Consider the following 13,492-nt stretch of genomic DNA (forward strand, 5'->3'; position numbering starts at 1 on the left):
ACTCAAAAAGGTAGAAGGTAAAAAATGACGTTTAAAACCCTAGTAGTCTACTCAGTTGGTGTCTTTGCACTTGTACAGCAGGCGTTGCAGCCAGTTGCGGCCAACGATGCCGATCGTGATGCGCTGTTAGAGCGCTTAGCGCAAGTATCCACACTCGAAGCAGACTTTAGTCAGCAAGTTACCGATATGAACGGCGATTTGGTACAGCAATTACATGGTCGCATGGCGCTCGCACGTCCTAATTATTTGTATTGGCAAACCGATGCTCCTGATGAAACCCTGATGGTCGCAGATGGCATTAATTTGTGGTACTACAATCCCTTTGTTGAACAGGTTACTGTCTATCAACAAGCAGAAGCAGTGGAGCAAAGTCCGTTGTTGTTATTGCTTGATGCTGATGCGACAGCTTGGGCAAATTATGAGGTTAAAATGGCTGACAATAGTTTTGCATTGCAACCAAATGACCAAGCACAGAGCCCGCAAAGTTTGCAGTTGGTGTTTGCCGGTGCGGATCTAAAGGCACCATTGAGCCGAATTATCCTTGATGATGGGCAAGGACAAATGAGTACCATTGAGCTAACCGACGTGAAGCTTAATAGTGCGGTCGCCAAGCAATTATTTACCTTTAAAGTGCCGGCTGGAGTAGATGTGGATGACCAACGCTAACCAGCGCTTGGCGTTCGACCCTGATTTTCGGCCATTAGCGGCACGGATGCGACCTCGGCGTTTGGCTGAGTACATCGGTCAAGCGCATTTGTTAGCGCCAGAAAAACCGCTTTATCAAGCTATCAGCAAGGGCCTGTTGCACTCGATGATTTTATGGGGGCCGCCTGGTACCGGTAAGACCACCTTAGCTGAGCTGGTGGCAACCAGCGGCGCTGCCCAATTAGATAGAATCAGTGCGGTAACTGCCGGGGTGAAAGATATTCGCCAAGCTATCGAAACGGCCAAGCAGCGAGCTCTGCAACGGCAACAGCGCACGGTACTGTTTGTCGACGAAGTACATCGCTTTAATAAAAGTCAACAAGATGCTTTTTTGCCTCACATAGAAGATGGCACGATCATTTTCGTGGGGGCCACCACTGAAAACCCGGCGTTCGAACTCAACAACGCGCTGCTGTCGCGGACCCGCATTTACCGATTGCAGAGTCTGGATGAAGAGGCCATTAAAAAAGTCATCATGCAGGCCTTAACCGACTCTGAACGCGGTTTGGGTGAACGCCACTTGCAGCTTAGCGACGACGCCTTGCAGTATTTATTGCATGCTGCTGCTGGGGATGCACGGCGTGCCCTGAATTACTTAGAAATTAGTGCCGATGCGGCCACCGAGTCTGAACTGAGCTTAGCCTTAGTCAAGGAGGCTGTCGGTGGGCGGCAAGCAAGCTTTGATAAGCAGGGTGATGCTTATTATGAGTTGCTTTCAGCTTTGCATAAATCAGTTCGCGGCTCTTCTGCTGATGGCGCACTCTACTGGTATGCTCGAATTTTGCATGGCGGCGGCGACCCTTTGATCGTCGCACGACGTGTCCTTGCGATTGCCTCTGAAGACATTGGTAACGCCGACCCACGTGCGCTACAGTTGGCTTTAAATGCTTGGGATACCTTTACCCGAGTAGGCCCAGCCGAGGGCGAACGGGCGATTGCGCAAGCTTTGATTTATTGTGCCTTAGCGCCCAAGAGTAATGCTGTCTATCAAGCTTTTAACCAAGCCAAGCAACTGGCGGCAGATTATCCAGATTTAGCTGTACCTAAGCATTTAACCAATGCACCCACAGCGTTGCATAAAGCTGATGGCTACGGTGCCGATTATCGTTATGCCCATGACTATCCACAAGCGATTGTTCCAGGTGAACGTTATTTGCCTGCAGTTCTTGCCAATCAACAGCTTTATCGCCCTAACGACCGCGGCTTAGAGCAGCAACTAAAAGCTAAACTAGAGTGGTTGCGTGAACAAGATCAACGTAGCAATTGGCGACGCAGTGATGTTGACTAACTGGGTTTGGGTAGGCTTAGGCGGCGCCATCGGTGCTATGGCTCGGTATGGGGTAGGGTTACTGTTGCCACATATCCTTGGTAAAACGTTCCCTTTCGCAACACTTACCGTTAACATATTGGGGTCATTCTTGTTGGCAATGCTGCTGGTGTGGCAACAACAGCAAAGCATTCATCAGTCTTGGTGGCTCTTTCTAGGAGTCGGGTTGCTCGGTGCTTTTACTACTTTTTCAACTTTCTCGGTAGAAGTTGTGCAGCTAGCCCAACAAGGCGAACTATTTAAAGCTGCGATTCATGCAGCTGCTAATTTTATTTGTTGTCTGGCGGCAGTGCTGATAGCGCTGTGGCTAAAACCTTATTATTTAAATATCTGGGATTAACATGTTAGACGCTAAGTTTTTTCGTAGTGAATTAGAGCAAACCGCAGCTAAATTGCTAGCCACCCGTAATTTTACCATGGATGTTGCTGGCTTAGCGCAATTAGAACAACGCCGTAAAGATTTACAAGTGCGTACTGAATCACTACAGGCTGAGCGTAACGCCAGTGCCAAAGCCGTGGGCCAAGCCAAAGCCAAAGGTGAAGACATTGCCCCTTTGTTAGCTGCTGTAGATGCACTGGGTAAGGACTTAGATACGGCCAAGGCGGAGTTACAGCAGGTACAAGATGAACTGCATAGTATCATTGCTGGCATTCCTAATTTACCCGATGACTCGGTGCCGTTAGGCGCTAATGAAGACGATAACCAAGAAGTGGCACGCTGGGGTACACCGCGCCAGTTTAGCTTTGCACCGAAAGATCATGTGGATGTTGCAGTAGGTTTACAGCAGGGGATGAATTTTGAACTTGGAGCCAAACTAGCCGGTGCACGGTTTGTGGTGTTACAAGGTCAGGTTGCCCGTTTACACCGCGCCTTAACCCAGTTCATGCTTGATTTACATACTAATGAACATGGTTACCAAGAAACTTATGTGCCATATCTGGTGAACCATGAAACCTTGTTTGGAACCGGACAATTGCCTAAGTTTGGTGAAGACTTATTTCATGTGCAAGGTGCCACGGAGAATCAAGTGCCTTTGTCTTTGATTCCGACCGCTGAAGTTCCTTTAACCAATATGTGGCGTGATGAGATTGCCGACGAAGCTCAACTGCCATTGCAATACGTAGCTCATACTCCTTGTTTTCGTAGCGAAGCAGGGTCTCATGGGCGTGATACACGTGGCTTAATCCGTCAGCATCAGTTTGATAAAGTTGAATTAGTGTGGTTGGTTGCACCGGAGCATTCGATGACAGCTTTAGAGCAGCTCACCGCGCACGCTGAAACCGTTCTACAACGCTTAGAACTGCCGTATCGTAAAGTGCTTTTGTGTACGGGCGATATGGGCTTTGGTGCCGCCAAAACTTATGATTTAGAGGTATGGCTACCAAGCCAAGAGAAATATCGTGAGATCAGTTCTTGCTCTAACATGCAAGATTTTCAAGCTCGCAGAATGCAAGCACGGTTCCGTCGCAAAGGAGCGAAGAAGCCTGAGTTGATGCATACTTTAAATGGATCTGGGTTGGCGGTAGGACGTACGTTGGTGGCCTTGTTAGAAAACTACCAGCAAGCTGATGGCTCGGTAGCTATTCCAGCAGCCTTGCAGCCTTATTTAGGTGGCGCTACTGAATTGCGGTAAAGTGGTGGACAACCTAGGTTGATAGCAACGCCAGCGAAAACATGAATCGCTGGCGTTGTTGTTTATGGCGAAAGCTTAAATGCACTTGGCTGGTTTGGGTAACCCCGCAATTCGTGTGGCTTGTTTGGCCGGGCCTTTAGGAAACAACTTGTAAAGGTACATACTACTAGCTTTGTCTGCGCCTAGGCTCTTGCCTATGGCTTTAACCAACACTCGCATCGCAGGACTGGTATCGTACTGTTGGTAAAAATCACGGACGAAATGGACGACTTCCCAGTGGGCATCACTAAGCGCAATACCTTCTAGCTCGGCAATATGCTCAGCTAAAGCCGGCGACCACTGGCTAAAATCAGCTAAATAGCCGTGTTGGTCGGTAGCATATTGCTGACCCTCTAATTCGAACATGGTTGCTCCCATAAAATGACTGGCTGACATTCCAAGGTAAGTTCCACCCAACGTTGGTCTCCAATCTGAATCACCGTGATAGGCAGCTCTAACTCCGCTAATTCAGGCTGCTGTTGGCGCAGTAGTTGAATTTCTGTATGCAGCGCTAATGGTCGTGCCGGGAGCTCATCAATGCGCTCAGGGTGATACCAGACCTCAAGTAAGGCAAGTTCCGATAAGATAACTTGGCTTGCTGCAGTTAACCACTGCTGACACCAAGCTGCATCAGGCCAAGTGCGCAAAACCCATAAGGGATTGCTCGCAGCCTGAGTATCGATTGTCTCGGATAAGCCCTCAATAGCGTAGGACATGTTGAAACTCCTCTAAGCGAGCGCTCCATAGCTCGTCATCTATCACTTCTACCGTAGCTATCCAGTTGCTGTCGGGGCCACCGGCAGCTAGGTACTCACTGGCTTGAATCCATACGTTAGGACAGTCAAACAGCTCTAATAACGCATATCTCTTATGCAGTGATTGGCCATGACGTTGTTGATCTTGGTTACTCAACCATGCCTGTACTGCAGCGCCAGTTAAGATAAGTTGTGGATTAAGATCTACACTAGCTAACGCCAACAGCATATCTTGACCATGCCAGATGGCCGCGTGGTTGACTGGACTCGTTTGAATAATAGCGAAACTCACAAGCAACCTCAGCTTAAAATTGAACAACTTTGTCGGCGGCGGCTGCCGCCGTGGCAAATTCTGTTAAACCACCGTTACTGTACCCCTCAGCAAGTTGCTCGAGCTGATACTCGGTAGCGGCTACGGTATGGCAAAGCACCAAGGGAATGTGATGTTGTTGTGCAAATGCCTGCCATTGGGTGGCAATATCTTGCGCGGCGGCAGCGTGCCCATGTAATACCGCACTTTGATAAAAGAACACTTGGCTAATACGGTGGCCAGCAGTCACGGCAGCCTGAGCAAAGCGTAAAGCTAGTAAACTACGATAATGAGCTGGTTGAGCGGCATTTGGGGAAGTATGTAAGGCTAAAACAAATTGGGCCATAGCAAGAGCTTCAAATTGAGCAGCAGGGGCGGGAGCCCCTGCTAGATAACAGATAACTTATTCGTCACCGCCGGCAAACGCCATTAATAACTGAATCAAGCTTAAGAAAATATTATAAATAGACACGAATAGGGTAACCGTAGCTAATACATAGTTACGCTCACCACCGTGAATAATGGCGCTGGTTTGCATCAAAATGGCACCTGCTGAGAACAAAATAAACAGCGCTGACAAAGCTAAACTTAGCGCTGGCATGTTCAAGAAGATATTGGCGATCATCATGACCACCAAGGCCACAAAACCGGCAACCATCATGCCACCTAAGAAAGACATGTCTTTCTTAGTGGTTAATACATAAGCTGATAGGGCAAAAAAGATTAACGCGGTGCCACCCATGGCAGTCATGATAATCTCATTACCTTGCGGCCCAATGGCACTAATCATGCCCAGTAACGGCCCAATGGTGTAACCCATGAAGCCGGTTAAGGCAAACACTAATACCAGCCCCATAGCACTGTTAGCCGTTTTGTGGATAGCAAAGAGCAAACCATAAAAACCGACAAGGGTAATAATAAAGTGCATTGGTGCTGCATTAGTAGCAATAGCTACGAACGCCATTAAGGCACTAAAGCCTAAGGTCATGCCCAACAACATATAGGTGTTGCGTAAAACCTTATTTGTTTGTAACACCGACTCTGATTGATGAGTGGTTGATAGGTGAGCTTGGTTACTCATGGATATCTCCGTGTTGTTGTTACTGCAAATTAAAACTCCAACCAGTGTACCTTATATATGGGGGCACTTAGCAATGATTTCAGCACTTTTATAGGTTTATTGTATAAAATGACAGCAAACGAACCAAATGATTCAAATTTTTGCTTTACAAGCGCGTTTTAGCTCTTTATCATTCGCTTCGTCTTGAGGCACACAGCCACAGACACCGGAGAGATGGCAGAGCTCGGTTTAATGCACCTGACTTGAAATCAGGCGTGGGTTTGCGCCCACCGGGGGTTCGAATCCCTCTCTCTCCGCCACATTCTAGAAAAGCCCGCTACTTAAGCGGGCTTTTTTTTGCCCGTTTTTCATCACGGCTGCTGCTAGCCATCTGGTCTTACCTGTGTATAATCTCAAGGCATTAGTTCAGTACTATTCATACGTATCCTAACGGCTTATAGCTCAATTTTTGCTGTGGCTAGGTGAATAGTGACTGGTTTCTGTTGAAGCAAAGAGTAATGGCACAAGGAAACTTACCATGCAGTTTAGTGAGGTATTAGCGCAAATAAGCACTGCCGCAGAGCAAACGATTGAGCTGCCTGAGGGCTGGGGGCAAGGACGCGCGTTATTTGGTGGGCTTACTGCCGCCATTGCATGGCAACATGCTCATCTTGGCGCCAGTTCTGAACAACACCTAAGGGCACTAACTGTCTCTTTTGTAGCCCCAGTGCAACCAGGCACAGCAACATTAAAACGGCGAATTTTACGTGAAGGCAAAAATGTGACGCAAATCGCCGTTGACATCGAGCAGGCTGGTGAGGTGGTGTTAGCTGCTTTAGCAAGTTATGGCCGATCACGGCCATCCCGCGTACGAGTGGTAGATTTGCCCAGCGCCCATGTGCCGCCTCGAGAGCAAGGCCCAGCTTTTCCGCCAATCGATATACTGCCAGAGTTTACTAGTCACTTTGATTACCGTGTGAGTTTGGGTGGTTTACCTTTTACTGGCAATGCTAGTCGCGAGTTTGGTGGCTGGATGCGTTTTCGTGCAGAACAACAACCGATGACGATAGGCCTGCTCTTAGGTATGGTTGATGCTTGGCCGCCTGCCGTATTGCCGCATTTAACCGCTCCTGCACCAGCCAGTTCTCTTACCTGGACCATTGAGTTCCCAGAGCCGTTAGATAACCAATTAAATAGTCATGATTGGTGGCAGTATGCTGCCTATATTGATTACGCCAATGAGGGGTATGGTCATACTCATGCACATATTTGGGATGCCGCTGGTAACCTAGTTGCCATTAGCCGTCAGACTGTGACGGTCTTTGGTTAAGGCTTAAACAGGCTGATTTAACTCAAAAAAACCTTATTTATGTCATTTGAAACAAGGTGTTTTTAAAAAGACTAAAAACGCCTTGTTAATTTCCTAATAGCTAATTAAATCAATAATTTTTGCTTGCAATTTATGCCGATATAGCGCAAATCTAAGCCACCTGAAATGGTTTCAGGACTCGTGGAATACTAAACAAAGGAATGTGGCTCATGGCTGATTTCATTATAGCTGTATCGAGTGATTTAGTGCGTGCAGGAATGTACGCCACGTTAAGCTCGAATAAAAAATACCGAGTTGTTGCAAGCGTCAAGAATATGAATGAATTACGGGAAGAAGCAAAAAACAACCCGTATGCCACGGTTATTCTTAGTAGTCAGCTTGTAGGTGATGGGACAATTGAAAGTTGGCGTCGGTTACATAGACGATATAATGATTTGCAGCTGCTCTTATGGGCGCGATCATTTCAAGATGTGCTGGATTATCAGTGCAATCTTTCACGAGTAGACGGTTATTTGTTAGATCATGCAAACTATGAAGAGTTTGATGCGGCTTGTTATTCTTTAAGTCGTGGGCAAATGTTTGTGGCCAGTGCAGTAGCGGAATACTTTGCTAAGAATCCGCGGCGGCAAGAGCAGGTGCGAATGATAAACTCCTTAAGTGAGCGTGAATTACAAGTGACACAGATGTTAGGCCGAGGTATTCGCGTCGTCGAAATAGCCAAGCATTTAAATATCAGTAGTAAAACAGTAAATACTTTTCGCTATCGTATCTTCCAAAAACTTGGTGTCGCAGGAGATGTAGAATTAACTCATCTTGCGATACAATCGGGACTTGTTGACCTAGAACCTACATAAAACAGCATGACCGAAAAGCAGTTATTTGATGCAAAAGCATTTATTCAACACCTGACTCATCAACCTGGCGTGTACCGCATGTATGATGACGAAGGTGTTGTTATTTATGTGGGCAAAGCCAAAGACTTGAAAAAACGCGTGAGTAGTTATTTTCGCGCTACGGTTGATAGACCTAAAACCCAAACCTTGGTCCGTCATATTGCGGCGATGGATGTCACAGTTACCAATACTGAGGCTGAAGCCCTAATTCTTGAAAATAATTTCATTAAAAAGTACCGCCCGCGCTATAACGTCTTATTGCGTGACGATAAGTCTTATCCATACATTCTTGTCAGCCAACACCAGCATCCACGCTTAGCTTTTCATCGGGGCACGCGCCGCGAAAAAGGTGAGTATTTTGGCCCATTCCCTAATGGCGTAGCCGTGCGTGAAAGCTTACGCTTGTTACAAAAGCTGTTTCCGGTGCGGCAATGTGAGGATTCCTACTATCGCGCCCGCAGCCGTCCGTGTTTGCAATATCAGCTAAAACGCTGCTTAGCTCCTTGCGTTAAAGGCTACTGCAGTGATGAGGAATACCAAGAGCAAGTAGACTTAGCGAAGTCGTTTTTACAGGGTAAGAACCAACAAGTGATCGATCAGTTGGTGGTGAAAATGGAGCAAGCCAGTACGCAACTGGAGTTTGAACGAGCCGCTCGTTTTCGTGATCAAATTGGAGCTTTGCGCAAAGTACAAGAACGCAATGCCGTTACCGGTAATCAGCAGGAGCTGGATGTGATTGGCTTTGCTCGCCGTGGAGGTATTGCTGCCATCCATCTGCTATTTATTCGTGAAGGAGCAGTGCAGGGCAGTCGTAGCTATTTTCCGAAACTACCTAGTGACACCAGTGATAACGAAGTGTTGTTAGCCTTTTTGCTGCAATTTTATCTGAATGACCAAGTAGGTCGACGCTTACCGCGAGAAATTATTCTACCGGCCGACAATGCCGCTTTGTTGCTTGACCCCGAACACGATTTGCAAGTACTTGAGCAAGCCTTAGCGCAACAAGTACGGATGACGCACAATGTGCGAGGTGAACGCAAACAATATCAAGTGTTAGCGCAAAAGAATGCGCTCAATGCGCTTGAATCTAAATTAAACCAAGCCTCAACCATGAGTATGCGTTTGCAGCAGTTAGAACAAGTACTGGATGTCGCTGAGCCGATTCAACGGATGGAATGTTTTGATATCAGCCATACTATGGGCCAAGAAACAGTGGCTAGCTGTGTCGTTTTTGATCGCCAAGGCCCGAAAAAGAGTGATTATCGCCGCTTCAACATCAAAGGCATCACGCCTGGTGATGATTATGCAGCGATGGCGCAAGCGCTACAGCGCCGTTTTGATGCAGCCCTGAAGACTCCAGAGGGATTGGCGGCGTTGCCTGATATTTTGTTTATTGACGGTGGTAAAGGGCAGTTATCACAAGCAGAAGCCTATTTTGAACAATGGGCCGCACCCAAACATATACATGCGCCGTTGTTAATTGGCGTGGCCAAAGGCGAATCACGCAAACCGGGCTTAGAAACCTTGATCCTTGCTGGTAGCCATCAAACCATACCTTTAGCTGGCGATGCTCCTGCTTTACATTTGGTGCAGCATATTCGCGATGAATCCCATCGTTTTGCCATTACCGGGCACCGGCAACGGCGAGCAAAAGTAAAACGCTCATCCAAGCTCGAGGATATTCCTGGTATTGGCGCCAAGAGAAGGCAGAAATTATTGCAAAATCTCGGTGGATTACAGGAAGTAAAACAGGCTAGTATTGATCAACTTAGCGCAGTGCCCGGAATTAGCCGAGAAATCGCTGAAACCATCTATCATGCATTTCGGGACGAATAGAGGATAACTTTTAAAGATGTGGAATATTCCTAATCTGCTTACCAGCTTTCGCATTGTTTTAATTCCGGTATTTTTAATTATTTACTATATTCCCGGGCCTGAATCTCATTTTTGGGCAGCGTTTGTCTTTGCTATTGCCGGGATTACCGATGCTTTAGATGGTTGGGTGGCACGCAAATTTAATCAATTTACTAAGTTTGGCGCCTTTTTAGATCCGGTTGCCGATAAAGTTATGGTGGCAGCTTCGTTAATTGTCGTAGTAGAGAACTACGCGGTTTGGTGGATCAGTATTCCGGCATTGGCGATTGTAAGTCGTGAATTGGTCGTTTCGGCGCTACGCGAATGGATGGCGCAAATAGGGCGGCAAGAACAAGTTAAAGTCTCTAATTTGGGAAAATTAAAAACAATTGCACAAATGGTGGCAATTGGAGGTTTAATTTGGGAGGCAAATAGTTTTATAATTGGCACCGCAACCTTGCTGTTATACATAGCCTTTGTGTTAACTCTGTGGTCAATGTGGGAATATTTGCGGGCTGCTTGGTCAGATTTAAGCCAAGTGGATTAAAAAAAAAGCAAACGAACCAAATGATTGAAAAAAAGCGTTGACGTTAACGAAATAGCCAGTAGAATGCGCAAGCACTGGATGCGGGAATAGCTCAGTGGTAGAGCACAACCTTGCCAAGGTTGGGGTCGCGAGTTCGAATCTCGTTTCCCGCTCCAAATTCGGTTGGCGGGTTGGCAGAATGGCTATGCAGCGGATTGCAAATCCGTGGATCTCGGTTCGACTCCGGGACCCGCCTCCATCTCGAAGACCTTAGGTAGTACCTCGGAATTACAATGTATGCCCGGGTGGTGAAATTGGTAGACACAAGGGATTTAAAATCCCTCGCTGGTAACAGCGTGCCGGTTCAAGTCCGGCCCCGGGCACCACTTCTTTTTTTGAAATATATCTTGTTTATTGATCCAATCGACCTTATCTTAAGTTAAGACGTAGTTTGTCCAACTTAGGAACCTCATGGTCGCCATTCGATTACTCAGTTTAGCCCTCATCGTGAGCTTGCTCTGGTTTGCGCCACATGCGCAAGTGCAGACTGCTGACGGCTATCAACTTGAGTCTCAGGCCATTGCTAGCCATGTTAATTCCACCAGTGTTCATCAAGAGGTGCTGTCGTTAGACGAGCCCGATCCGGCGTTGCCGATCTTCATTCGGCCAACCTTGGTCCCGACTGGGTCAGTTCAAATTACCCCAGTCATTGTTGCTACCTATCAAAAAACCTACCAAACCTATAAAGCCAGAGCTCCGCCCGTTGTTGGTTGAACTTTTATTCGCATTATAAAACATTCAATTCAATATGTGCTGTTATCAGCAACGAGGTTAGTTATGGCAGATTTTCATGCATTACGCTGGGCTACGGCCACCAGCGCGACGTTTTTACCAGCAGCAGTATACGCAGCGCCGGCGGTGCTAGATTGGCATCAACCAGCAGCGGCGGTGGTTGAGCAATGGCAAGCGCCATCGGTGTTACGAATCAACGAGTCTTTGTTGTTACCCGAAGCAGAAGCTTTGTTGAGCAAGCAGGCATCGCGGTATGCAGTAGTGCTAGGTACCGATAACCAGGTGAGTGGTATTGTGATGAGCAGTGATTTGCGAAGTAGGCAAACCCTAGCCATTGCGAACTTATTACAGTTACCTTGGCACGAGTTACAAGTGAGCTATGTGATGCAACCTGCCAATTTGTTACCCGTGATTCATCCGCATGATTTAGCCAACGCACGTATCGGTGATCTAGCTGCCACGATGCAAGCATCAGGACGCGATGTACTGTGGGTGGGTGATGCCGACGCTCAAACCTTTTCTGGAGTGATTACCTCACTGCACATCATGGCGGCGACGGGAGAATCGGTCAGACTGTATCCGCAAGTAAATACCTTTGCTGATGTTTTTCAAGCTCTGCACCACAAAAGAGCCACATATCCAGTTTAGGTGAGTAAAAAAAGCCCTCGCTAAATACGAGGGCTTTTTATATGGTTATAGCATCTTCTACGAACGCATTAGGTGAACTATGTTATTAACCCTGCAAACGGTGACGCCAGCCACGACTGAAACAACCTATAACGGCCTCGACACGCTGTTAATGATAGCCCAATGGCTGGTAGCCGGATTTGTCCTTGTGCTTATATTAGGCGCGTTGTGGTTACTCGTTCTCTACATTATTGATAAGACCCAAACCAGACACACCATTCGCAGAAATTTCCCGGTTATTGGCAGGTTTCGCTACCTGTTTGAACACTTAGGTGAATTCTTTCGCCAGTATTTTTATGCCATGGATAGAGAAGAAATGCCGTTTAATCGAGCCCAACGTAGCTGGGTTTATCGAGCCGCTAAAAATGCTGATAGAACGCTCGCCTTTGGCTCTACCCGAGACTTAACCAAGCAGGGCACCATCATTTTTGCCAATAGTGCCTACCCGCGGCAGCAAGAAGAGAAAACACAGCCCATGGCGGTGACTATTGGCGCAGAATGCCCTCATCCTTACTCGCCAACCAGCTATTTTCATATTTCAGGGATGAGCTATGGGGCGCTATCACCGGTTGCGGTTACGGCGTTATCAAAAGGCGCCAAACTTGCTGGCTGCTGGATTAATACCGGTGAAGGAGGGCTGAGCCCCTATCACTTAGTTGGCGGAGCCGATGTGGTATTCCAAATAGGTACCGCAAAATATGGCGTTCGCACTGAGCAAGGAGAATTGTGTGAACAACGTCTCAAGCAGATAGCCGACCATGATTTGATTAAGATGTTTGAGATTAAGCTCAGCCAAGGCGCTAAACCTGGTAAAGGTGGTATTTTGCCGGGGGTTAAGGTCAATCAAGAAATTGCAGACATCCGCGGCATTCCAGTTGGCCAGGATTCAATTAGTCCTAATCGTCATCCTGAAATTAGTAATAACGAAGAGTTACTCGATTTTATCGCGCGTGTACGCGATATCACCGGTAAGCCAACGGGGATTAAGTTTGTGATGGGCGACCCGACTTGGATAGATGAATTGATTGCCGCTATTCATGCGCGCGGAGCAGCCTCTGCACCTGACTTTATTACCCTTGATAGTGCTGATGGCGGAACGGGTTCGGCACCACAACCCTTGATGGACTATGTGGGATTAAAACTCTCTGAAAGTTTGCCGATTTTAGTTGATAAGTTAATGGCAGCAGGGCTTAAAGATCGGATCAAAGTGGTCGCTTCTGGAAAAATGATCACGCCCGCTGATGTTGCTTGGGCGCTTGCCATTGGTGCGGATTTTATTGTTTCCGCGCGCGGCTTCATGTTTTCACTGGGTTGTATTCAAGCGATGCAGTGCAATAAAAATACCTGTCCGACCGGTATCACCACTCACAATAAGAGCCTGCAGAAGGGCCTTGACCCAACCGATAAAAGCGTCCGAGTTGCGAATTACCACAAATACCTTGAATACGGCGTTAATATCATCGCGCACTCTTGTGGTGTTGCAGATCCTCGAGAACTCACTCGGCGCCATGCCCGTGTCGTTACCCACACCGGCGATAGTATTAGCTTGGCAGAGCGTTATCCACCCACCCAAGGTTAGG

Annotated in this window: 16 protein-coding genes and 4 tRNA genes; 15 read left to right on the forward strand and 5 right to left on the reverse strand. The window is 47.3% G+C overall.

The annotated features are described in order from the left end of the window. Positions 1-24: 24 nt before the first annotated feature. From lolA to serS, 4 genes are read left to right on the forward strand one after another with little or no spacing between them, the layout of a single operon-like run. Positions 25-666, forward strand: coding sequence for an outer membrane lipoprotein chaperone LolA (lolA, locus tag AB8S08_RS06255; protein WP_369744149.1), 642 nt, complete (start codon positions 25-27; stop codon positions 664-666). Further along, positions 653-1,993 (forward strand): replication-associated recombination protein A, encoded by a 1,341-nt coding sequence (locus AB8S08_RS06260; RefSeq protein WP_369744150.1) that lies wholly within the window; start codon positions 653-655, stop codon positions 1,991-1,993. Before lolA ends, AB8S08_RS06260 begins: the two co-directional genes overlap by 14 nt. Next, complete coding sequence (gene crcB, locus AB8S08_RS06265) at positions 1,983-2,372, forward strand: fluoride efflux transporter CrcB (protein WP_369744151.1); 390 nt, start codon at positions 1,983-1,985, stop codon at positions 2,370-2,372. Before AB8S08_RS06260 ends, crcB begins: the two co-directional genes overlap by 11 nt. Before the next feature lies 1 nt (position 2,373). Beyond that, a complete protein-coding gene (gene serS / locus AB8S08_RS06270) occupies positions 2,374-3,666 on the forward strand; it encodes a serine--tRNA ligase (RefSeq protein WP_369744152.1) in 1,293 nt (430 codons plus the stop codon). Between the two features lie 75 nt (positions 3,667-3,741). On the opposite strand, the gene AB8S08_RS06275 is transcribed toward serS, so the two are convergent. Genes AB8S08_RS06275 through AB8S08_RS06295 form a run of 5 tightly spaced genes read right to left on the reverse strand, consistent with a single transcriptional unit; the run spans position 3,742 to position 5,851 of the window. Continuing rightward, positions 3,742-4,071, reverse strand: coding sequence for a TusE/DsrC/DsvC family sulfur relay protein (locus tag AB8S08_RS06275; protein WP_110075043.1), 330 nt, complete (start codon positions 4,069-4,071; stop codon positions 3,742-3,744). Beyond that, complete coding sequence (locus AB8S08_RS06280; protein ID WP_110075044.1) at positions 4,059-4,421, reverse strand: hypothetical protein; 363 nt, start codon at positions 4,419-4,421, stop codon at positions 4,059-4,061. The genes AB8S08_RS06275 and AB8S08_RS06280 overlap by 13 nt, the downstream gene beginning before the upstream one ends. Continuing rightward, entirely contained in the window at positions 4,405-4,752 is a 348-nt protein-coding gene (locus AB8S08_RS06285) for a hypothetical protein (protein ID WP_369744153.1), read from the reverse strand. The genes AB8S08_RS06280 and AB8S08_RS06285 overlap by 17 nt, the downstream gene beginning before the upstream one ends. Positions 4,753-4,765: 13 nt before the next feature. After that, a complete protein-coding gene (locus tag AB8S08_RS06290) occupies positions 4,766-5,116 on the reverse strand; it encodes a DsrE family protein (RefSeq protein ID WP_369744154.1) in 351 nt (116 codons plus the stop codon). 57 nt (positions 5,117-5,173) lie between these two features. Beyond that, positions 5,174-5,851, reverse strand: a complete 678-nt coding sequence (locus tag AB8S08_RS06295; protein WP_110075047.1) for a Bax inhibitor-1/YccA family protein — start codon at positions 5,849-5,851, stop codon at positions 5,174-5,176. 207 nt (positions 5,852-6,058) lie between these two features. Between AB8S08_RS06295 and AB8S08_RS06300 the strand changes: the two genes are divergently transcribed. From AB8S08_RS06300 to AB8S08_RS06350, 11 genes are all read left to right on the forward strand, one after another. Beyond that, a tRNA-Ser gene (locus AB8S08_RS06300) sits at positions 6,059-6,150 on the forward strand. A 218-nt stretch (positions 6,151-6,368) separates the two neighbouring features. Further along, positions 6,369-7,160 carry a thioesterase family protein gene (locus AB8S08_RS06305; protein WP_369744155.1) on the forward strand — a complete coding sequence of 264 codons (792 nt, stop codon included), beginning with the start codon at positions 6,369-6,371 and terminating at the stop codon, positions 7,158-7,160. Positions 7,161-7,369: 209 nt separating this feature from the next. Beyond that, on the forward strand, positions 7,370-8,014 hold the full coding sequence (locus tag AB8S08_RS06310; RefSeq protein ID WP_110075049.1) for a LuxR C-terminal-related transcriptional regulator: 645 nt from the start codon (positions 7,370-7,372) through the stop codon (positions 8,012-8,014). 6 nt (positions 8,015-8,020) lie between these two features. Beyond that, complete coding sequence (gene uvrC, locus AB8S08_RS06315) at positions 8,021-9,889, forward strand: excinuclease ABC subunit UvrC (RefSeq protein ID WP_369744157.1); 1,869 nt, start codon at positions 8,021-8,023, stop codon at positions 9,887-9,889. A gap of 16 nt (positions 9,890-9,905) precedes the next feature. Continuing rightward, the gene (pgsA, locus tag AB8S08_RS06320; protein WP_110075051.1) at positions 9,906-10,454 is read left to right on the forward strand and encodes a CDP-diacylglycerol--glycerol-3-phosphate 3-phosphatidyltransferase; all 549 of its coding nucleotides are present in this window, start codon (positions 9,906-9,908) and stop codon (positions 10,452-10,454) included. 80 nt (positions 10,455-10,534) lie between these two features. Beyond that, a tRNA-Gly gene (locus AB8S08_RS06325) sits at positions 10,535-10,609 on the forward strand. A 9-nt stretch (positions 10,610-10,618) separates the two neighbouring features. After that, a tRNA-Cys gene (locus tag AB8S08_RS06330) sits at positions 10,619-10,692 on the forward strand. Positions 10,693-10,732: 40 nt separating this feature from the next. Continuing rightward, positions 10,733-10,819, forward strand: a tRNA-Leu gene (locus tag AB8S08_RS06335). Positions 10,820-10,904: 85 nt separating this feature from the next. Beyond that, positions 10,905-11,207, forward strand: a complete 303-nt coding sequence (locus AB8S08_RS06340; RefSeq protein ID WP_110075052.1) for a hypothetical protein — start codon at positions 10,905-10,907, stop codon at positions 11,205-11,207. 63 nt (positions 11,208-11,270) lie between these two features. After that, positions 11,271-11,873: a hypothetical protein gene (locus tag AB8S08_RS06345; protein ID WP_369744158.1), complete on the forward strand. Its 603-nt coding sequence runs from the start codon at positions 11,271-11,273 to the stop codon at positions 11,871-11,873. A 151-nt stretch (positions 11,874-12,024) separates the two neighbouring features. Further along, positions 12,025-13,491, forward strand: a complete 1,467-nt coding sequence (locus AB8S08_RS06350) for an FMN-binding glutamate synthase family protein (protein WP_110075201.1) — start codon at positions 12,025-12,027, stop codon at positions 13,489-13,491. Position 13,492: the final 1 nt, after the last annotated feature.

This window comes from Pseudidiomarina sp. PP-1MA (assembly GCF_041200125.1).
Classification (GTDB): domain Bacteria; phylum Pseudomonadota; class Gammaproteobacteria; order Enterobacterales; family Alteromonadaceae; genus Pseudidiomarina; species Pseudidiomarina fusca.